Below are 19,432 nucleotides of genomic sequence, written 5' to 3'. Positions count from 1 at the left end.
ATGTAAGCAGTGTTCTTTGAGATAAACGAACTATAGCGAGTCGGCAAAAAGCTTCTCGAGTTCAGATGCTTGCCTTTTACCTTGGCTGTTCAATGGTATTTCTGCAACGACTCGAAAACGTCGTGGAACCGCGATTGGCTCAATCCATTGCCTCAATTCCGCGCGCAGCAGTAGCCAAAATTTGCCTTTCCCTAGGGATTTAAGCTTATCAAGACCCGCGGGCGTGAGTACGATAGCAGCATTGAGTGACAAGCGTTGTTGATCGTGACAGCAGAATACGGCACTTTCGTAAATCCAGTCTAGCTGATCGAGACGTTTTTCAACTTCAACTAAAGAAATGCGCTTTTCTTCTATTTTGACAATACGGTCGGTTCGTCCTTTTAATTCAAAGCGTTGTGCATCATGAAATACACAAGCATCCGCAGTTTGGTACCAGTTGTCAGCATCAATATGTGGTGATTTGAGCTTTAAACATTGTTCGTGATTTAGCTCAGCTTCGATGCCGGGAAATAGTCGCCAAAATTCACTTGGACTGTATTGTTGCTTGTAGGCAATACCACCAGTTTCCGTGCTTCCGTAGACCTCGATAGGTAATTGTCCAAAAAGTCCGTGCGCGTGTTTCGCGGCGTCGTAAGGTAATGGTCCTCCTGATGAGAACAAGGCGCGTATCTCAGCAGGGTCTGTCTGGGTCGATAACCGCTTGAGTAGAGCTGGGCTGCTCACTAGCACACGATTGGCCGACGCATGAGTCATCACTTGCTCAGGATACTCTAGGTTTCGGCAAGCAAATGCACGCCCAGTGCATAGTGGCCAAAGTACGCGAAACAACAATCCGTAGATATGTTGATGAGAGACCGTGCTTTCGACTAGGGCATTGCCCAGCAGATCGCCCCAAATAGATTCTAGGATGGCAATTTCTGTGTCTAAGTGCTCGAGTGTTTTAACAATAGCTTTAGGTGTTCCACTCGAGCCAGAAGTAAATAAGATGATTTCAACTTGCTTTAAGTCAAGGGCAGAAAATGATTCTAGGTTCTCAAGGTGAGAATCAATAGCGACCTTTTCGCATGGCTTGGTCGCAATGGGTTCAATGCCAGCGTCATGGAGTAATAAATCGAATTGAGAGGAAAGCTCAGTCAATGCCGCATTTTGGTAGTTACCGGGAAGGACCACACTTTTGTCCGCATAGCAGCAGGCTAAGAATCCAACGGCAAATTGATAGCTATCTAGTGTGCACACTGCAACGCGCTGTGAGGTCGAGTGTTCGAGCATGTCACTCGTGGCACGAATGTCGTGTAAAAATCGCTGCCAAGTCCACTGTTTTTCCATATCGAATGCGACAATGTCTTCACCGATTTTAGAGGTGCAGAGCAAGTGCGCAAGCGTCTGGTGTGTGTTGTTAGTGCGGTTCATCTGCTCAACATTTGCCATATTGAATTAATCCTTGCGTACAAACTGTCTGATTATCCACTCACCTGCAAAAAGACTTCCGGCTGCTAGATAGCTAATCAATCCGTTGTACAAAGTCCAAACCTCTAGCGTTTGAAAGCAAGTGTAGAGAGCAATGCCCGCGTTGATAATAAAAAAGGCACACCATACTTTGGTAACATTTCGAGTATAAGAAATGGCACTTGCGGGTAAGTCGGGTTCCTGAAGACGAGCAAAACGCTCGATGATGGATTGTGGCTGCGTTAAACTTATGGCGAAAACGGCCAACATACAAAGATTAACGACGACGGGATAAAAGGTTAGCCATCCGTGCTGTTTAAATAGAGCACCTAATACACTAAGCGTGATTCCAGTGAGGCCACTTATCCATGCGAGCTGTTTGAGTTCCTTGAACTTTGCCTGCTTGCTAGAAATGATTCTTACCACAAATACTGTGATAAGAATCAGACTGATAGCTTGGAGACCAAATCGTTCTGCACCGAAGTAGACGGCAAAAGGATAGGCAAAAATTACGATTGCAGACAGTATGGTCAGCAAAGCTCGCATTATTTATCTTTCAATAGCTCAGTCACAGAGACCACAACGTCATTAACGGTGCGTACAGCTTTGAACTCTTCAGGCTTGATTTTTTTGCCCGTTACTTTTTGCAAGTGAACTACTAGATCAACAGCATCAATGCTATCTAAATCAAGATCTTGATAAAGGTGAGCTTCAGGTTGAATATCCGCTTCGTCAATTTCAAACAGCTCCACGAGAGCGTCTTTTACTTGGTCAAATACTTGCTGTTGGTTTAATTCTGTCATGCTGATATCTATCGATTAGTTGCTAGTTTGAGACGAAATGTACTTTGCAAGGTTTGCTACAGATGCAAAGTGTTCACGTGTATTGGTATCGTCCGCGTCAATTACGATATTGAACGTTTTCTTAATGGCTAAGCCGAGTTCAAGAGCATCAATGGAATCTAGCCCTAGACCATCACCGAACAGTGGTGCATCAGTTTCGATATCGTCAATAGTAATATCTTCAAGGTTTAGGGCGTCAATAATTAGTTGTTTGATTTGGTTTTGTAGTGCTTCCACAGGGTCCTACTTATTGGTGTTCATTTTCGGGGAAAATCGCTTCGGCCAAATAACGGTTTAGTTTTCTTGCCGCTAAAGTCGGAGAATTAGTTTGCTCAATAAAGGGCGTGATTTCAATCTTACCCTTTATTTCGACATGGAAAAAGGGCTTGGTCTCTGGAACTTGGTACCACTTTTTTTGTTTCGTGAGAAAAGAGGGAGTTACAGTAATGTGAACTACCCGCAAATCACGCTGAGTACGCACGGCAATTTGAGCCGCACCTCGTTGTAGCTTTGATTCGACACTAGGAGTGGTGCGTGTTCCTTCAGGGAAAACGAGTAACACGTTGCCTTGATCAAATCGTTGCTCGCAAATTGTAATAACATCATCTGGGGCTTCATTAGGAATATAGCCTGCCGCTTGGACGATGTGCTTCATAAACGGGTTACGCCATATTGCACTTTTCACTAAGCAATCACATTGCTTAAGTTGCGAGGCAATCAAAACGTAATCGATTAGACTTGGGTGATTAGCCACAATTAGGCAATTGCGGTCGTTTTCTAACGCTTCAGCGCCAGTTATCTTGTAATCGATAGCACCAGTAAATTTCATTAACCGACAAAATACATGGAAAGCAGATTGAATCAATGCCTGTACGCGATGTTCTCTTAGTTCTGTCTCAGATGTGGTTCGGATAATGAACGGAATTAGCACAAAACTAAGCACTAATCCCCCAATGCCAAACACACTAAAGCAAAAGCCTGTCGCAGCAATACGCCAGAACTGATTAACTTTTAGATATAGAGACTTCACTATCATGCGATTATTTTTAGGTTATGACTGCGTTGAGGCTAAAAGGTGTCGAAGAAAGTCCAAAGCTTGCGGTTGATTAGACGCCTTTACGGGAGGGACTTGTATCGAATTTCCGCGAGACAATACCAAACCAAGGCTATAGCCGCAAAACTCTTGATCTTTGAATTGTTGATAAATCTCAGGTAGAGGTTCATCAAAATCTACAACCAAGACTCGATGTTCAGGGTTTTCTTCTAAGTAACTCCACGCTTCAATTAATGCACTATTAAACGTATTGTCCGATGCTGCAATGGAAGTGACTGGAATGGCCTTCTTTGCTGCAATGGTAGTGAGTCCGGCTGCCGTATTGTGTACAGATTGAGAAAACGCCATTGGAGACGCGTCGTCACCACTGACAATAGTTTTAATTAATTCGGAACTGCGTCGTAGCTCACCATGTCTACTAGAAAAAACAATATAATCAATATCCTGTTCTTCCATAAGCTCAAGTGCACATTGGACGGCCAGCTTACTTAATGTACTCATACGACGGCGCATCATGGCAGGTATGCGGTTCACTTCTAACGTGCCTTCGCTAGGGCAGTTGCCTGTGTGGTACCAATCTTGCCAATCAGAAAAAGTATGCAGACCGTTTGATTTTGCACTCCATGCGTCAAGGTGAAAGGAAATTAATGGAGTTGAATTTGACATAAGGTATTGATTTATTTAGATACGACTGGATAATTATATCGTTTTATAAACTAAAATGTAAGGAATTAATATGAAAGCGTTAAAGTTCGCGATGGCAGTTGTTGTAGCATTGGTTGTAGTAGGTTGTGGAAGAGTCCAACCTGTACTGAATTTTGACAATGAGCCGGTAACATATGATTTGACCGCAGCACAAGTCAAGTCGGCGATTACCGAAGCTGCGACGAATCGCGGTTGGGTGATCACTGAACCTGAAGAAGGCGTTTTAAAAGCAGCAATTCTGGTTCGTAGCCATGAAGCTGAAGCTAAAATTCCTTACACTAATAAATTCTATTCAATTACTTATGTAAGCTCTAAGAACCTAAAAGCTGCAGACGGCGAAATTCATAGAAATTACAATCGCTGGATCAACAATTTGAATACTGATATAAGAAAGCAACTTGCCGCTATCGCAGCAGCAAAATAATTGAACAGAACAACCACCAGGAATTGATGTGTCAAAACAAAATATTGATCCATACAATGCATTTGAAGCAAAGACAGCGGCTCAAGAGCTGTCTTTTGCCCCAATTGTATTTCAAGCCGCTCGCACTTTACGAGACCTAGGGATTTTAGCTGAGCTCGATAAAGCGGGAGAGCAGGGACTAAGTGCTCCTGAAATTGCCCAAGCAACTGGTGTCTCTGAGTATGGTGTCAAAGTACTACTCGACATGGCAATCAGTGCCCATATCGTATTGTGGAACAAACCCAACTATTCGCTAGCTAATATGGGCTTCTTTTTGCTTCATGATGGTATGACTCAGGCAAATATGGATTTCACAGCTGATGTTTGTTACGCCGCTATGATGCATTTGACGGAATCGATTAAAGAAGGCAAGCCTGCGGGTTTAAAGGAACTTGGTGAATGGGAAACCATATATCAAGGCTTGTCTCAGTTGCCAGAGAAAGCAAAAGAGAGTTGGTTCAAGTTTGATCATTTCTACTCGGACAGATCGTTTCCTATTTTATTGAAAGAAGTGTTTAGCCAAGAGCCGAAACATATTGTGGACATTGGTGGTAACACCGGTAAATGGGCGATGCAATGTTGTGGCTACAATAGCGATGTTGAAGTAACAATAGTCGATTTGCCTCAACAGCTTAATGTGGCAATGAAGAATGTGGCAGACAATGGCTTTGCACAGCGTGTACATCCTTTCCCTGCTAACATGCTGGACAAGTCTCAAGCCTTACCTGAGAAAGCAGATGTCTGGTGGATGAGCCAGTTCTTAGATTGTTTCTCTCCAATGGAGATTCTAACGATTTTAAGAAATGTTCGTTCTCAGCTGACTCCAGATTCAACGGTCTATATTCTTGAGTTATTTTGGGATGCACAGAAATACGATGCGGCGTCGTTTAGTTTGAACGCGACGTCTCTATATTTCACCTGTCTAGCAAACGGTAATAGTCGTTTCTATCGCAGTGAAGACTTTTTAGAAATTGTCGAAGAGTCCGGATTAGAAGTGGTGGAACGTACTGACGATATTGGTTTAGGTCATACTTTACTGAAATTAAAAATAAAGTCGTAATAGTACGTGATTCATTCGCACCAACTTTTAAAGTTATAAAATGCAACAAGCCCAGCTATCGAGCTGGGCTTTTTTACCTGTGAAATTCGCTGCTGTTAATCGCGAATGATCATCTGGTCACGCTCTGGACCAACGGATACCATGCGTACAGGCACACCCATTAAGCTTTCGATACGTGTCACATAGTCTTGAGCTGCTTTTGGCAACTCCTCGAAACTACGACAGCCGGTGATGTCTTCATCCCATCCTTCCATTTGCTCGTAGACTGGAGCCAGTGCAGCGGTTTGAGGCCAAATAGGGTTTTCAGTATGTTCGCCATCGTATGCGACGCAGATTTTTAAATCTTTTAAGCCCGTCAAACAGTCGATTTTCGTCAGTGCAATTTCTGTGGCCGCTTGTAGCTCAACGCCGTTTTTGGTGGCTACGGCATCAAAGAAACCCATGTCACGTGGGCGACCCGTTGTTGCACCGAACTCGTTAGCGCTTTCGCGGAAGTTATCTTGCTCTTCCATCGCAGTAACCAATGTACCTGTCCCAACGGATGAGCTAAATGCCTTAGCTACCGCGATCACGCGTTCAGGTCTAAGGGCTGGTAGACCACTGCCGATACCTGCATAAGCGGCTGTTACGTTAGATGACGTTGTCCAAGGATATTCACCGTATACTAGGTCGCGACCTGCACCTAACTGTGCTTCAAACAACAAGTTCGCATCTTTAGCTTGCAATGCTTTTAGTGGTTCGGTGACATTACAAATAAATGGACGCCAAGATTTGGTCACCTCTAGTAGCCATTCCGTGATTTCTTTTGCGCTTTGTGAATAGTCACATTGTGGATAAAGCGCTTTTAGCTGAGGCATTTTCCAATCGAGCATAAATTGAAGGCGTTGCTCTAGGACTTCAGGCTGTTGTAACCAACCGACTAAAATACCTTTTTTCATCACACGATCGCCGTAAGCTGGTGCGATACCTTGTCGAGTTGAACCGTAAGCGGCATCGCCTAGACGTTGCTCTTCTAAAGTATCCTCAAGAGCGTGAAGAGGCAGACATAATGTCGCACGGTCTGAAATACATAGATTAATTTTAACGCCTGCTGATTCGACCTCAGCAATTTCTTCACTTAGTGCGGCAGGGCTGATGACCATACCCGGGCCAAGCACAGCGGTACAATCAGGATTAAAAATGCCACTAGGAAGCTGGTGCAGTTTGAAGGTACCGAAGTCATTGACTACAGTGTGACCGGCATTGTTTCCACCTTGAAAGCGAATGCTTGCAGACGCGTCTGCAGCTAGAAAGTCAACGATGCGGCCTTTGCCTTCATCACCCCAGTTAGCACCTACAACAACGATAGACGACATAATAAGTTCTCCTAATTGATTAGGGAGTCAGCTTAACCTTGTAGTTTGAATAAGAAAAATTAATTATAATTATTAAGTTAATAAGGAACTCATATCGTAACTATGATTATTCTATTGACTAACTCACGCATTAAGAGGGAAGAAAAATGTTAGATATTCATTGGTTAAAGACGTTTGTAACGTTGGCTGAATACAAGCATTTCGGTAAAGCGGCCAATGCGTTGCACATGACTCAGCCTAACGTGAGCTTACAGTTAAAACAGCTAGAGCAAACAACAGGCGTGAAACTGTTAGATCGTAATCCTTTTCATCTCACTCAAGCGGGTGAGCGTTTACTACAAAGCAGTATCAAGACGTTGGAAGAGTTACAGGTGTGTCAATCCGATCTGAATGCACTTAATGAGTTAGACAAGGGAACCATCACCGTAGCAGCAAGCGATATTATTTCACGTATGCTACTTATTGGTGCGTTTAAACTGTTCAGAAATGCTTATCCTGGAATGGATATCGTGCTTTTAAATACCACGTCATCTCAAGCAGCAGATTTAGTTAAAAAGGCTGAGGCCGATGTGGGATTTGTTATTTCCCAACAGCAATCTCAGCCGTTGCACTTTGTAGAGTTACAACAGGTCAAATGGGTGGCGTTTGGTGAAGGGTTTCAACAAGCTATCGCCAATCAAAGCGAAATTACTTTGATTCTACTTGGCCATGACACCCGAACGCGGGATCTAATTGATGACGCGTTACCCAGATTAAATCTTTCGAATTATCGTGTGATGGAAGTAGGGAGCGTTGATGCACAAATTGATTGGGCTGAAGCTGGTTTTGGGGTGGCAATTATCCCTGAGTTTGCGCTGTCAACGAAAAGAAATATTCAGACAGATGTTACGCCGTTATCTGATTTCCCGACAACGAACCTTGGTTACATTGTTCGTCAGAATCAAATCTTGTCTAAAGCGACTAAACAATTACTTCAATGGGTCGGAGATGAGATGATTATTTTACAGAAATAAGGGTTTATGTGAATTGCAGTGTAATTTATATGTTAACTTGAAATCCTAAATTCATGAATAAAATCACATTTCCATCGTTGTGGTGATAACAATAATGCAACAAATGACGTGTTATTGAACGCATTTGATAACAACGTAAATATACCTTCAAGTACCTTTTTAATTATTTAATATCAATTAGATAGTAATACTATCTCGCCTCAGTTCTTACTATCACATCCCGTTGTCTAACTTGATTCACGCAAGCTTAGATTTCAAATACGACAGATGTGCTTCACATTTTATCTACGCATAATGCACTTGCTGTAACAATATATTTCAAAGTGTAACAATAAATCCATGTTTGAAGCATGGGTTTTACGCTTCACCTTGATGATTTTGCTTACACACGCTCAACAAAAACATAATTCTAACTAATGGGTTTTGACAACGAGTTCTGACAATGTAGTCAAGCCCGAATATACTCGAGAAAGTTAATGAAAGCCTCAAGATATCAAAGCATCTTGCTTAGGGGAGGTGTGGCGACTGCCATACTTACTCTTTCTGGATGCAGTTCTGCTTTACTTGACCCCAAAGGTGCAATTGGCGTTCAAGAAAAAGAGCTGATCATCACTGCTCTTTTGCTGATGTTGATAGTTGTCATTCCTGTGATTCTGATGACGGTTTATTTTGCTTATCGGTATCGTTCAACTAACACCGAAGAAGAGTACGCTCCAGACTGGGCTCATTCGACCAAAATTGAGGTGGTGGTTTGGACTATCCCGATTATTATTATCGCGATTTTGGCGGTTATCACTTGGCGTTCTACTCACGCTTTAGAGCCATCTAAACCCATCGCACATCCAGAAAAACCTTTAACAATCGAAGTGGTTTCACTCGATTGGAAGTGGCTGTTTATCTACCCAGAGCAAGGGATAGCAACGGTTAACTATGTAGCCTTTCCTAAGGATGTTCCGGTCACATTCAAAATCACTTCTGACAACATTATGAATGCGTTCTTTATCCCAAGGCTCGGGTCTCAGATCTACGCGATGCCCGGCATGGTGACGCGACTGAATCTGATTGCGAACCATCAAGGAGATTACAAAGGCTTTGCTTCTAGCTACAGCGGTAAAGGGTTCTCCGAAATGAAGTTCACTGCCGCCGCTTTGGAAAATAAACAGGCCTTTTCTCAATGGGTGGACAAAGTGAAACACAGTCCAAAACAGATCGAAAACTGGCAGCAATATCGAGCGCTGGCAGAACCGAGTGTGGCTGATCCTGTCAGTCTTTATTCGAGTGTCCCTCCCGCGCTGTTTAATGATGTTGTAACTCAGTATCCAGGTTCGATGAACCGTTTACCCGAACACGAAGGATAAACGTTATGTTTGGAAGATTATCGCTCAATTCGATTCCATACCATGAGCCGATTATTGTTGTCACTTTAGTCGTGATTGCGCTTGCTGGATTAGCATTAGTCACGGCCATTACTAAAGCTAAAAAGTGGCAATATCTTTGGAATGAATGGTTTACCACAGTTGACCATAAAAAACTGGGATTCATGTACATCGCTGTGGCAATGGTGATGTTGATTAGGGGCTTCTCTGATGCGGTGATGATGCGCAGCCAACAACTGCTGTCGTCTGCTGGTGAAGCCGGGTACTTGCCACCCCACCACTATGACCAGATTTTTACTGCACACGGCGTGATCATGATATTTTTCGTTGCCATGCCACTTGTGATTGGTCTTATGAATATCGTCGTTCCTTTGCAAATAGGAGCGCGAGATGTCGCCTTTCCTTATCTAAATAATCTCAGTTTTTGGCTGTTTATTGTTGGCGTGATACTCACCAACCTATCGCTTGGTGTTGGTGAATTTGGTCGCACAGGTTGGTTGGCGTACCCACCATTGTCAGGGATTGATGCAAGCCCCGGGGTCGGGGTCGATTATTGGATATGGGCGTTACAAATATCTGGTGTCGGAACAACCTTAACCGGTGTGAACTTCTTTGCCACTATATTGCGCATGCGAACTCCATCTATGCCGTTAATGAAAATGCCGGTATTCACTTGGGCATCTTTGTGCGCCAATATTCTGATTATTATTTCATTCCCCATCTTGGCGGTTACCATTGCGCTGTTGACTTTAGACCGTTACTTAGGAATGCATTTCTTCACCAATGACTTTGGCGGCAACATGATGATGTACGTCAACTTGATTTGGGCATGGGGACATCCAGAGGTATACATCCTAGTACTACCGATTTTTGGTGTCTTTTCGGAAGTCACAGCGACGTTCTCACGCAAAAAACTGTTTGGCTATACCTCACTAGTTTGGGCGACCATTGCGATCACTATCTTGGCGTTTGTCGTTTGGTTACATCACTTCTTTACCATGGGATCTGGTGCAAACGTCAATGCATTCTTCGGCATTGCGACCATGATTATCTCTATCCCTACAGGGGTGAAGATCTTTAACTGGTTGTTCACTATGTACAAGGGACGAGTGCGCTTTACCACGCCAATGTTATGGACACTAGGTTTCTTGATTACCTTCTCGGTCGGCGGGATGACTGGTGTATTGATGGCGGTACCGGGTGCCGACTTCGTACTACACAACTCGGTCTTCCTAGTGGCGCACTTCCACAATGTGATTATCGGTGGTGTGGTGTTTGGTTGCTTTGCTGCTATCACTTACTGGTTCCCTAAAGCAACAGGTTTCATGATGAATGAGACGTGGGGCAAACGAGCATTCTATCTCTGGATTATTGGCTTCTTGATGGCGTTCTTACCTTTGTATGCGCTGGGCTTTATGGGGATGACGCGACGTCTTAGTCAAGATATCAACCCTGAGTACTTCCCATTACTTGCTGTTGCAGCAGCAGGAACTGCCGTAATTGCACTCGGCGTTGTGTGCCAGTTCATTCAAATTTATGTCAGTGTTCGTGATAGAAAAGCGCACCTCGATCTGACTGGAGACCCATGGGGCGGCCGTACCTTTGAATGGGCAACCTCGTCACCTCCGCCGTTCTATAACTTTGCACATTTACCAAAAGGCGACCAAATTGATGCATTTTGGTATCAGAAAGAAAACGGTGAGTTTGATCCAATGAAGAAAGTGGAATATCAACGTATTCACATGCCGAAAAATACGCCGACAGGTATCTATATTTCAGCTTGGGCACTAGCCTTTGGCTTTGGAATGATTTGGTACATGTGGTGGTTAGCGGCCATTAGTTTCGTTGGCATTGTCGTAAGTTGTATCAAACATAGTTACAACGATGATGTGGATTATTACGTCGAGGTTGAGGAAATCGAAGCCATCGAAAACGCTAGACGACAGCAGCTTGAACTAGCCAAGCAACACACTCATGCCGACGGAAATAAGAAGGACGATATGGAGGTGAATTATGCAGGGTAGTGTGAGTGCACCAGTTCATGATAGCCACGATCATAGTGATAACAAGCTGTTTGGTTTCTGGATTTACTTGATGAGTGACTGCGTGCTTTTCGCAACGTTGTTCGCTACTTATGCGGTACTTGCCAGTAACCCTATGACGGGGTCATTAGCGAGAGAACTGTTTGAGTTGCCGTTTGTCTTCGTAGAAACCATGTTGCTGCTACTGAGTAGTATCACGTTTGGTTTTGGCATGATTGCGATGAAGCGTCAGGATATTACCAACCTCAAGTTGTGGATGAAAGTAACCTTTCTGCTCGGGCTAGGTTTTATTGGCATGGAAGTGTATGAGTTTCATCACCTGATAGTTGAAGGATATGGACCGCAAACCAATGCTTTCTTGTCAGCATTCTTTACTTTAGTTGGGACTCACGGCCTTCATGTGACATTTGGCTTGATCTGGATGGCGGTGTGTTATCACCAGCTGTCGAAGAAAGGGTTAAACAGCAACATGACGATGCGTTTTAGTTGTTTAAGCCTGTTCTGGCACTTCTTAGATATTGTTTGGATCTGTGTATTTACCATCGTTTATTTACTGGGAGTCATGTCATGAGCAGTAATACAGATATAGCTGCATCAGACTACATCAAAGGGTTTTGTGCGGCTTTGGTACTGACCGTAGTACCGTTCTATTTGGTTTGGGCACAATCTCTGCCAGCGAGTACAACGTATTTTGTTTTATTTGCTTGCGCGATTGTTCAGGTGTTTGTTCACTTCAAATACTTCCTACATATGGAAGCGAAGACCTCTGATGGGCAGTGGAATTTGGTTTCGTTGCTGTTCACCATCGTTGTGGTGTTTATCCTCATCGCCGGGTCGCTGTGGATAATGTACAACATGAATATGAACATGATGATGTAGAGGCAGTATGCTCAAAAATTATCTGACGATTACAAAACCAGGTATTATTTTTGGCAACATGGTCTCAACAGCGGCAGGGTTTTTCCTTGCCGCTAAAAGTGAGCATGTAGATATTACCTTGTTCTTTGCAGCACTCGTTGGTGTGGGGCTAGTCATAGCGTCAGGCTGTGTTGTGAACAATATTTTCGATAGGGATATTGATCAGAAGATGGAGCGAACTAAACATCGCGATTTAGTTCAGGGTTATGTCAATATGGATGTCGCGTTTGTTTACGCGCTATTCCTCTTGCTTGTTGGTACAGCGTTGATATATCAGATGACCAATCCACTATCTGCGGTTGTTGTGCTCATCGGCTATGTCTTCTACGTGTTCTTTTACACCATGTGGTACAAGCGACATTCAGTGTATGGAACCTTGATCGGAAGTATTTCAGGAGCAGTACCTCCACTTGTCGGTTACTTAGCGGTCACTAATTATTTGAGCGTTGAATCTGTCTTATTGTTCCTGTTGTTCTGTCTTTGGCAAATGCCACACTCTTACGCTATTGCGATTTTTCGAATGGAAGATTATCGTCAAGCGGGTATTCCTGTTTTACCTGTTAAGGAAGGCTTGAATAAAGCGAACCAACATATTCGACACTATGTGTTGGCATTTTGCGCGGTTGCTGCCACACTCTTCTTTGTTGGTGAGGCGAACTACGAATATCTGATTGTAGTAGGAGCGATGAGTGCGTTCTGGGCTCGAGTTACATTCCGCGATATGAATAGCAGCAATTATATTGATTGGTCCAAAGCGGTATTTAAAGTTTCGTTGCTGGTGGTGACAAGTTTCAGCGGAGTGCTAGGACTAGAGCTACTACCGCTTCATTTTTAATTGACAGGTTCACAGTCGTGATTGACGATTCGTGAACCTTTTATCCTTAAACTTTTCAGATTGTTTATTGAATGGACTGCACATACGCCAAGATATCAATAGCATCTTTCTCGGTAAGTACTCCCTTAAAAGCAGGCATACCTTCGTCTATTTTTCCCGCTAACACTTTATTCGCAATTTGGGTGGGTGCTTTGAAAGGTTTGTTGATCTTCTGAGCGATATCGGCTGGTTCATTTGGCAGAGCGTTAGCCGCCACACCATCACCATGCCCCTTAGAACCATGACAGGAGATACACAGCGTCTCGTATTTTTGTTTTCCATTAGCGACGTTGCCGTCAATGGGTGGCTTTGCTGCTGAAACGAAAGTGAAACTGCCAATGAAAAGCGCCATTGTACCTAATAATGTTGCGATGAGTAATTTCAATTTGATCTTCATATTGTGTACTTCCTATGTGTTTTCTCGAATCCTAACGACATAAGAATGAATAGTGGGTGAATATAAAGTTATATTTATATTCATCAGTTAGTTATGTGAATATTCTCAGTGGATAGACTAGCAATCAAAAAGCAGAAGGGTTGAGACGCGGCTTATTACTTCCAAGAATAAAGAAATCAGCAAACACAATCGTGGAAGAATAAAGTGAAGTGTAAAGTCACCTGAAACTGAGCAACAAATTATTGTTGCTTTTATTAATTTGGTGAAAAGTGTGCTACTAGTGACTGGAATAGGCTTTAAAGTGCTTATAAGTAATGATCTCTATATCACATAAAAGCGATCGTCAATATGAATAATGTGATTAAGTTCAATATTTATGTAATTTAAGAAATGTCCAAAAATGATGCGTGTATCAACTTTGTCATATTGACTTGTAATTAAAATAAAATATTTACCAAAACTTTCAATTGTAATATGTTAACTTGATCATTACTTGCCTATTGACAGGTGATTTTTTGTGATTTGTATCGCAATTGGTGCGGAATTGCATGTCCCCAGGAAAAGAACTCATAATGAACTCAACGAAACGACATTCATTATGGGACAAGACAATGCTGTATGACTTAATCGACCATGACCTAGTAGACGTTGTAGAACATGATAACACATCATGGGAACAGGCTGTAAGAACGACAACACAATACCTCGAAGAGAAGGGCTATGTGACGTCGAATTACGCTGATGCCATTATTCAGTCTACCATCGACAATGGTCCTTACTACGTTTTGTGCCCGGGCATCGCGATGCCGCATGCTCGCCCTGAGGCCGGTGTATTAAAAACCGGTTTAGGCATTCACATCTTCCCTGAACCCGTAGACTTTGGTTCAGATCTTGGCCCCGCTAACGTACTGCTAACCTTAGCTGCCAAGGATTCAGATACTCACATTCAAGTAATCCAATCTTTAAGTGAAATGCTTGTCGACGAGACAAATATAGAGAAGCTCGCAGCAGCAAAATCGAAAACAGAAGTATTGGATATTATAAAAACCTGCTAATAAGGAATGTAACGTGACTACAAATATGAGAGCGAAAGTGCAATCATTTGGCGGACATCTTACCGCCATGGTATTGCCCAATATAGGCGCATTTATTGCGTGGGGTTTTATCACTGCGCTATTTATCCCAACAGGCTGGATGCCTAACGAAGCGTTTGGCAGCATTGTTGGCCCAATGATCACTTACTTGTTACCGCTGTTAATCGGTTACACAGGTGGTCAACTTGTTGGTGACAAGCGTGGTGCAGTAGCGGGTGCTATCGCTACTATGGGTGTCATCGTAGGTGCTGACATTCCAATGTTTGTTGGTGCAATGATTATGGGCCCACTTAGTGCATGGGTTGTGGTGCAAATGGATAAGCGAATCCAACACCGTATCCCGTCTGGCTTTGAGATGGTCGTGAACAACTTCTCACTGGGTATCGTAGGTATGCTTTTGTGCCTATTTGCTTATGAGATTGTTGGTCCTGCTGTGACTGCTGCAAACTTGTTCGTTAAATCAGGCATTGAAGCTTTGGTAGCAACAGGTTTCTTACCTCTACTTGCGATTATCAATGAGCCAGCAAAAGTATTGTTCCTAAACAATGCAATCGACCAAGGCATTTATTACCCTCTAGGTCTTCAAGCTGCGGCTGAAACTGGTAAATCCATCTTCTTTATGGTGGCGTCTAACCCAGGCCCTGGTCTAGGTATGCTACTTGCGTATGCAAAATTTGGTGAAGGTTTGTCGAAGCGTTCAGCGCCAAGTGCCATCATCATCCACTTCTTCGGAGGTATCCACGAGCTTTACTTCCCATATGTTTTGATGAAGCCAATCATGATCGTAGCAATGATTGCTGGTGCAGCGACAGGTATCGCAACCTTCAATCTACTTGATGCAGGTCTAGTAGCGGGTCCAAGTCCAGGTTCTATCTTCTCTTACTTGGCGCTAACGCCGAAAGGGAGCTTCCTAGCGACTATCGCTGGTGTGACAACAGCAACAATTGTTTCTTTCTTGGTAGCGAGTGCCATTCTGAAAATGTCCAAGAGCACAGAGTCTGAAGAAGACTTCGAGCAATCAGTCACCAATATGAAGGACATGAAAGCGGAAGGTGCTATCAACACAGCGGCTGCAACTCAAGCTACAGCTGAAGGCAAAAACATCAAGTTCGTTGCATTTGCTTGTGATGCTGGTATGGGCTCAAGTGCTATGGGAGCGTCTACCTTCAAGAGAAAACTGACACAAGCGGGCTACGATGTCGAAGTGAAGAACTTCGCTATCGAAAAAGTACCTAGCGACGCAGATATAGTTGTGACTCATGAGAGCCTAGAAAGTCGAGCAGTGAAAGCAACAGGGTTGCCTGTAATTACTATCAAGAACTTTATTAATGACCCAGCACTAGATGAGCTGCTGGTGACTATCGAACAACAAGCTTAATAACTATTATTTCGGGGGCGTCTCGGCGCCCCTATGAGGAGAGAGAACATGGTTGAAACTACGGCAGCTGTCATCTGCGGAGAAAAGAACATTCAACTTCGCACTTTTGACCTACCAGCTATTTCGGCGGATGAACTACTGGTCAAAAATATTTCTAACAGCGTTTGTTTATCAACGTATAAAGCAGCGCTTCTAGGTAGCAAGCATAAGCGTGTACCAGAAGATATTGCAGAAACACCAGTTATCACAGGTCATGAGTATGCCGGTATCATTGTTGAAGTTGGAGACAACCTAAAAGACAAGTTCAAACCGGGTGACTCTTTTGTGCTTCAACCAGCAATGGGCTTACCATCGGGTTATTCTGCCGGCTACAGCTATGAGACATTTGGTGGTAACGCTACTTATTCAATTATTCCGAAAATCGCTATCGACCTTGGCTGCGTACTTCCTTATGAAGGGAACTACTTTGCTGACGCTTCGCTAGCAGAACCAATGTCGTGCATTATTGGCGCCTATCACGCGAGCTACCATACAACTCCTTACGTGTATGAACATGATATGGGTATCAAAGAGGGCGGGGCACTCGCGCTTCTCGCTTGTGCTGGTCCAATGGGTATCGGTGCTATCGACTACGCGATCAATGGTCCAGTAAAACCTAAACTACTTGTTGTTACTGACATTGATGCGGAACGTCTCGCACGCGCTGAGAGCTTGATTCCAGTAAGCACAGCCGCGGAGAATGGTGTTGAGCTTCATTATGTGAATACGGCGAATGTGGAAGACCCGGTTGAGTACCTTAAATCACTGAATGGTGGATTAGGTTACGATGACGTTATGGTCTACGCAGCGGTATCACAAGTATTGGAGCAAGCGGATGAGCTGCTTGGTAACGATGGCTGTCTAAACTTCTTCGCTGGCCCTACAGATAAGAAATTCAAAGTACCGTTTAACTTCTACAACGTTCACTATGAAGCGACGCATATTGTCGGCACGTCAGGAGGCTCTACTGGAGATATGATTGAGTCACTAGACCTCTCTGCAAAAGGGAAGATAAACCCATCGTTCATGATTACTCACGTAGGCGGACTACAAGCAGCCCCGGATACGATTCTAAACCAACTCGATATCCCGGGTGGCAAGAAGCTGATCTACCCTCACATCGACTTGCCTCTAACAGCAATCGATCAGTTTAAGACTCTAGAAGACAGTGATCCATTCTTTGGTGAACTGGACGCGATTTTGAAGCAAAACAACTATGTTTGGAATGCGGAAGCAGAAAAAGCGTTACTGGAGTTTTATGACGTGAGTTTGACGGTTTAGTCGATGCTTATTTATGTGGTAGCCTCACGGTTACCACATAATCAAAAGGTTAGAAACTTTGTCACGAATTGAAGATTTATTGGAGAAGTTGGATGAGTGCGATAACGCCACCGCCTTTCTTCAAGTTTCAAACAAGATTATAAACCTCAAGTTAAAAGCCATACTTCCATCAGTATTTGTCCAAGACGAGCTAGTGAAGGAGTATGCTGTGGACCCGTTGCTGAAGGAAGATGGGCCTCTCGTGACCACCGATGTGGTATCCAAGTTAGTATTCGCAATGGGTAAGATTTCGCTAGAAACCTATTCGGATATCGGCCTCTACGACCAAGTGCTGGAGTACGCTTTGTCTAGGCCGGAAAAAGTGTCGTTTAGCGATGACATGATCTATGACTTTATTGAGAGCCAAGCCATATTATCTTCGCAACAAGATAGCTTTTATATTGAATCTCTAAAACAACTAAAGTTCTCTTCATTTGAGACGTTTTCACAGATGAGATACGAATCTCTCATCATCACAGTCCTTAAACTGTCTTGTGAAATGCTCATTCAAAAAATAGAAGAGGAGATCCATCAGTAAGGTGTCACTATGAAAGTGAATTTAAACGTTAGCGGCTTTGAAACCCAAGCTGAATTTCCCAATAGCGACGTTGAACAAATCCATAAACCTCTAGTCGAAAAATTCTCCAAACTCTACAAAGAAAAACAAGATCGAGTCATTATCTTTCTTGCTGCGCCTCCAGGCAGTGGAAAATCCACACTTGCAGCATTTTGGGAACATCTGTCAGAGCAAGACGAAGCTCTAGAAACCTTGCAAGTATTACCGTTTGATGGCTTTCACTTTCCAAATGAAATCTTAGACAGCAATAGCACGACTCGAAATGGTAAAGAAGTATTACTTCGCTCAATAAAGGGCGCTTATGAAACCTTCAATCTGACTGAACTGGTCAGAAAACTAAGACAGTTAAAAGACCCAGCGCCTAAATGGCCTTATTACGACCGAAATCTTCACGATCCCGTGGACGATGCATTGATTGTCGATAAGAACATTGTAGTTATCGAAGGAAACTATTTATTGCTAGATCAACCGGTTTGGAATGGGTTAAAGAATTTTGCTGATTTCACGGTGTTCATCGATACCGACCCTCAGTTCTTACAAGATCGTTTGGTGAACCGTAAGATTCGCGGTGGTACATCCGAGGAAGATGCCTTGGACTTCTACTACAAGTCAGATGCTATCAACGTCGATAACGTACTGAACAACTCTCAAAAAGCAGACTTGAACCTATATCTAAACCAAGATGGTTCCTTCAAGATTTAAGCGATAGAGGACGAGAGTCATGAAAATAGTCATTGATACCCATACTCATACTATCGCTAGCGGCCATGCTTACAGTACGGTCTTAGAGAATGCGTTAGCAGCAAAAAATAAGGGGCTGGAGCTTCTTTGTATTACGGATCATGCTCCTGAAATGCCAGGTGCCCCCCATTACTGGTATTTTAACAATCAAAGGATTCTGCCCCGATTTCTCCATGATGTCGGCATCTTGCGTGGTGTCGAAGCCAACATTCTAAATACAAAGGGGGAAATTGATCTTCCTAACTCCAGTGACCAACATTTGGACTGGGTTATTGCCAGCTTTCATGAACCCGTGTTTTCACCGTCCACGGAAGAAGCGCACACAGAAGCGCTGATCAACGCTATGCAAAGTGGCCGAATTGATGTGTTAGGGCATACAGGGAACCCTAACTACCCGTTTGATATGCGCAAAGTTTTACAGTGCGCGAAAGACTTAAACATTGTTGTCGAAGTAAACAACACGTCACTAACTGGTAAAAGCCGTAAGGGCAGTGACAAGCGTTGTGACGAAATTGTCCGTCTAGGAAATGAAATAGGTGTGTATTTCACCACGGGTTCAGACGCGCACTTTTGTGAGGAAATTTCAAAACTCGACAAAGCCATAGACCTGCTCACTAAACACCAAGTACCGGAAGAGAGAATTGTATCGACATCGTCGAGCCGCTTTCTAAATTTCCTGCGTCTACGCGGCAAAGCAACAATCCAAGAATTTGAACATTTATATTAATTTTCGAGAGT

The 19,432-nt window shown here is 43.4% G+C and carries 22 protein-coding genes; 14 read left to right on the top strand and 8 right to left on the bottom strand.

The window, feature by feature from the left end:
• Nucleotides 1–30: 30 nt before the first annotated feature.
• Genes MMA19_RS09225 through MMA19_RS09200 form a run of 6 tightly spaced genes read right to left on the bottom strand, consistent with a single transcriptional unit; the run spans nucleotide 31 to nucleotide 4,008 of the window.
• Nucleotides 31–1,410: an AMP-binding protein gene (locus MMA19_RS09225; protein ID WP_240206178.1), complete on the bottom strand. Its 1,380-nt coding sequence runs from the start codon at nucleotides 1,408–1,410 to the stop codon at nucleotides 31–33.
• Between the two features lie 24 nt (nucleotides 1,411–1,434).
• Nucleotides 1,435–1,992 (bottom strand): hypothetical protein, encoded by a 558-nt coding sequence (locus MMA19_RS09220; protein WP_006071852.1) that lies wholly within the window; start codon nucleotides 1,990–1,992, stop codon nucleotides 1,435–1,437.
• Complete coding sequence (locus MMA19_RS09215; RefSeq protein ID WP_006071849.1) at nucleotides 1,992–2,249, bottom strand: acyl carrier protein; 258 nt, start codon at nucleotides 2,247–2,249, stop codon at nucleotides 1,992–1,994. The genes MMA19_RS09220 and MMA19_RS09215 overlap by 1 nt, the downstream gene beginning before the upstream one ends.
• A 15-nt stretch (nucleotides 2,250–2,264) precedes the next feature.
• Entirely contained in the window at nucleotides 2,265–2,525 is a 261-nt protein-coding gene (locus MMA19_RS09210; protein ID WP_006071847.1) for a phosphopantetheine-binding protein, read from the bottom strand.
• Nucleotides 2,526–2,535: 10 nt separating this feature from the next.
• Entirely contained in the window at nucleotides 2,536–3,324 is a 789-nt protein-coding gene (locus MMA19_RS09205) for a lysophospholipid acyltransferase family protein (RefSeq protein ID WP_240206053.1), read from the bottom strand.
• Nucleotides 3,325–3,339: 15 nt separating this feature from the next.
• On the bottom strand, nucleotides 3,340–4,008 hold the full coding sequence (locus tag MMA19_RS09200; protein ID WP_240206052.1) for a beta-ketoacyl synthase chain length factor: 669 nt from the start codon (nucleotides 4,006–4,008) through the stop codon (nucleotides 3,340–3,342).
• A 70-nt stretch (nucleotides 4,009–4,078) separates the two neighbouring features.
• Between MMA19_RS09200 and MMA19_RS09195 the strand changes: the two genes are divergently transcribed.
• On the top strand, nucleotides 4,079–4,471 hold the full coding sequence (locus MMA19_RS09195; protein ID WP_006071843.1) for a hypothetical protein: 393 nt from the start codon (nucleotides 4,079–4,081) through the stop codon (nucleotides 4,469–4,471).
• A 28-nt stretch (nucleotides 4,472–4,499) separates the two neighbouring features.
• Nucleotides 4,500–5,570, top strand: a complete 1,071-nt coding sequence (locus tag MMA19_RS09190; protein ID WP_006071841.1) for a class I SAM-dependent methyltransferase — start codon at nucleotides 4,500–4,502, stop codon at nucleotides 5,568–5,570.
• A 95-nt stretch (nucleotides 5,571–5,665) separates the two neighbouring features.
• On the opposite strand, the gene MMA19_RS09185 is transcribed toward MMA19_RS09190, so the two are convergent.
• Nucleotides 5,666–6,925, bottom strand: a complete 1,260-nt coding sequence (locus MMA19_RS09185; protein ID WP_107307001.1) for an adenylosuccinate synthase — start codon at nucleotides 6,923–6,925, stop codon at nucleotides 5,666–5,668.
• Nucleotides 6,926–7,071: 146 nt separating this feature from the next.
• On the opposite strand from MMA19_RS09185, the gene MMA19_RS09180 reads away from it, so the two are divergent.
• The 6 genes from MMA19_RS09180 to cyoE all read left to right on the top strand — a co-directional run bounded on the left by MMA19_RS09180 (nucleotide 7,072) and on the right by cyoE (nucleotide 13,109).
• Nucleotides 7,072–7,938 (top strand): LysR family transcriptional regulator, encoded by an 867-nt coding sequence (locus MMA19_RS09180; RefSeq protein ID WP_006071838.1) that lies wholly within the window; start codon nucleotides 7,072–7,074, stop codon nucleotides 7,936–7,938.
• Between the two features lie 476 nt (nucleotides 7,939–8,414).
• Entirely contained in the window at nucleotides 8,415–9,296 is an 882-nt protein-coding gene (cyoA, locus tag MMA19_RS09175; RefSeq protein ID WP_062457483.1) for a ubiquinol oxidase subunit II, read from the top strand.
• A 5-nt stretch (nucleotides 9,297–9,301) separates the two neighbouring features.
• Nucleotides 9,302–11,338, top strand: coding sequence for a cytochrome o ubiquinol oxidase subunit I (gene cyoB / locus MMA19_RS09170; protein ID WP_240206051.1), 2,037 nt, complete (start codon nucleotides 9,302–9,304; stop codon nucleotides 11,336–11,338).
• Nucleotides 11,328–11,927: a cytochrome o ubiquinol oxidase subunit III gene (gene cyoC, locus MMA19_RS09165; protein WP_006071829.1), complete on the top strand. Its 600-nt coding sequence runs from the start codon at nucleotides 11,328–11,330 to the stop codon at nucleotides 11,925–11,927. The genes cyoB and cyoC overlap by 11 nt, the downstream gene beginning before the upstream one ends.
• A complete protein-coding gene (gene cyoD, locus MMA19_RS09160; protein WP_006071828.1) occupies nucleotides 11,924–12,235 on the top strand; it encodes a cytochrome o ubiquinol oxidase subunit IV in 312 nt (103 codons plus the stop codon). The genes cyoC and cyoD overlap by 4 nt, the downstream gene beginning before the upstream one ends.
• Before the next feature lie 7 nt (nucleotides 12,236–12,242).
• Nucleotides 12,243–13,109, top strand: coding sequence for a heme o synthase (gene cyoE, locus MMA19_RS09155; RefSeq protein ID WP_240206050.1), 867 nt, complete (start codon nucleotides 12,243–12,245; stop codon nucleotides 13,107–13,109).
• A 64-nt stretch (nucleotides 13,110–13,173) separates the two neighbouring features.
• On the opposite strand, the gene MMA19_RS09150 is transcribed toward cyoE, so the two are convergent.
• Complete coding sequence (locus tag MMA19_RS09150) at nucleotides 13,174–13,545, bottom strand: cytochrome c (RefSeq protein WP_240206049.1); 372 nt, start codon at nucleotides 13,543–13,545, stop codon at nucleotides 13,174–13,176.
• A gap of 611 nt (nucleotides 13,546–14,156) precedes the next feature.
• On the opposite strand from MMA19_RS09150, the gene MMA19_RS09145 reads away from it, so the two are divergent.
• From MMA19_RS09145 to MMA19_RS09120, 6 genes are read left to right on the top strand one after another with little or no spacing between them, the layout of a single operon-like run.
• Nucleotides 14,157–14,600: a PTS sugar transporter subunit IIA gene (locus MMA19_RS09145; RefSeq protein ID WP_038222468.1), complete on the top strand. Its 444-nt coding sequence runs from the start codon at nucleotides 14,157–14,159 to the stop codon at nucleotides 14,598–14,600.
• Between the two features lie 13 nt (nucleotides 14,601–14,613).
• Nucleotides 14,614–16,017, top strand: a complete 1,404-nt coding sequence (locus MMA19_RS09140; RefSeq protein WP_086027628.1) for a PTS mannitol transporter subunit IICB — start codon at nucleotides 14,614–14,616, stop codon at nucleotides 16,015–16,017.
• 48 nt (nucleotides 16,018–16,065) lie between these two features.
• Complete coding sequence (locus MMA19_RS09135; protein WP_240206048.1) at nucleotides 16,066–17,337, top strand: zinc-binding dehydrogenase; 1,272 nt, start codon at nucleotides 16,066–16,068, stop codon at nucleotides 17,335–17,337.
• A gap of 58 nt (nucleotides 17,338–17,395) precedes the next feature.
• Nucleotides 17,396–17,914, top strand: a complete 519-nt coding sequence (locus tag MMA19_RS09130; protein WP_240206047.1) for an MltR family transcriptional regulator — start codon at nucleotides 17,396–17,398, stop codon at nucleotides 17,912–17,914.
• A 9-nt stretch (nucleotides 17,915–17,923) separates the two neighbouring features.
• Complete coding sequence (locus MMA19_RS09125) at nucleotides 17,924–18,655, top strand: nucleoside/nucleotide kinase family protein (RefSeq protein WP_038225654.1); 732 nt, start codon at nucleotides 17,924–17,926, stop codon at nucleotides 18,653–18,655.
• Nucleotides 18,656–18,674: 19 nt separating this feature from the next.
• On the top strand, nucleotides 18,675–19,421 hold the full coding sequence (locus MMA19_RS09120; protein WP_006071815.1) for a phosphatase: 747 nt from the start codon (nucleotides 18,675–18,677) through the stop codon (nucleotides 19,419–19,421).
• Nucleotides 19,422–19,432 lie beyond the last annotated feature (11 nt).

It is taken from the genome of Vibrio sp. CyArs1 (assembly GCF_022432925.1).
Taxonomy (GTDB): Bacteria; Pseudomonadota; Gammaproteobacteria; order Enterobacterales; family Vibrionaceae; genus Vibrio; species Vibrio mediterranei.
Note: the sequence above shows the minus strand (reverse complement) of the source record. Positions and strands in the feature narration are given on the sequence as shown.

Bases quoted from the DNA above. Each gene is read 5' to 3' on its own strand.
- MMA19_RS09225 (WP_240206178.1), bottom strand. From the start codon at position 1,410: ATGAACCGCACTAACAACACACACCAGACGCTTGCGCACTTGCTCTGC.
- MMA19_RS09220 (WP_006071852.1), bottom strand. From the start codon at position 1,992: ATGCGAGCTTTGCTGACCATACTGTCTGCAATCGTAATTTTTGCCTAT.
- MMA19_RS09215 (WP_006071849.1), bottom strand. From the start codon at position 2,249: ATGACAGAATTAAACCAACAGCAAGTATTTGACCAAGTAAAAGACGCT.
- MMA19_RS09205 (WP_240206053.1), bottom strand. From the start codon at position 3,324: ATGATAGTGAAGTCTCTATATCTAAAAGTTAATCAGTTCTGGCGTATT.
- MMA19_RS09200 (WP_240206052.1), bottom strand. From the start codon at position 4,008: ATGTCAAATTCAACTCCATTAATTTCCTTTCACCTTGACGCATGGAGT.
- MMA19_RS09195 (WP_006071843.1), top strand. From the start codon at position 4,079: ATGAAAGCGTTAAAGTTCGCGATGGCAGTTGTTGTAGCATTGGTTGTA.
- MMA19_RS09185 (WP_107307001.1), bottom strand. From the start codon at position 6,925: ATGTCGTCTATCGTTGTTGTAGGTGCTAACTGGGGTGATGAAGGCAAA.
- MMA19_RS09180 (WP_006071838.1), top strand. From the start codon at position 7,072: ATGTTAGATATTCATTGGTTAAAGACGTTTGTAACGTTGGCTGAATAC.
- cyoA (WP_062457483.1), top strand. From the start codon at position 8,415: ATGAAAGCCTCAAGATATCAAAGCATCTTGCTTAGGGGAGGTGTGGCG.
- cyoB (WP_240206051.1), top strand. From the start codon at position 9,302: ATGTTTGGAAGATTATCGCTCAATTCGATTCCATACCATGAGCCGATT.
- cyoC (WP_006071829.1), top strand. From the start codon at position 11,328: ATGCAGGGTAGTGTGAGTGCACCAGTTCATGATAGCCACGATCATAGT.
- cyoD (WP_006071828.1), top strand. From the start codon at position 11,924: ATGAGCAGTAATACAGATATAGCTGCATCAGACTACATCAAAGGGTTT.
- cyoE (WP_240206050.1), top strand. From the start codon at position 12,243: ATGCTCAAAAATTATCTGACGATTACAAAACCAGGTATTATTTTTGGC.
- MMA19_RS09150 (WP_240206049.1), bottom strand. From the start codon at position 13,545: ATGAAGATCAAATTGAAATTACTCATCGCAACATTATTAGGTACAATG.
- MMA19_RS09145 (WP_038222468.1), top strand. From the start codon at position 14,157: ATGCTGTATGACTTAATCGACCATGACCTAGTAGACGTTGTAGAACAT.
- MMA19_RS09135 (WP_240206048.1), top strand. From the start codon at position 16,066: ATGGTTGAAACTACGGCAGCTGTCATCTGCGGAGAAAAGAACATTCAA.
- MMA19_RS09125 (WP_038225654.1), top strand. From the start codon at position 17,924: ATGAAAGTGAATTTAAACGTTAGCGGCTTTGAAACCCAAGCTGAATTT.
- MMA19_RS09120 (WP_006071815.1), top strand. From the start codon at position 18,675: ATGAAAATAGTCATTGATACCCATACTCATACTATCGCTAGCGGCCAT.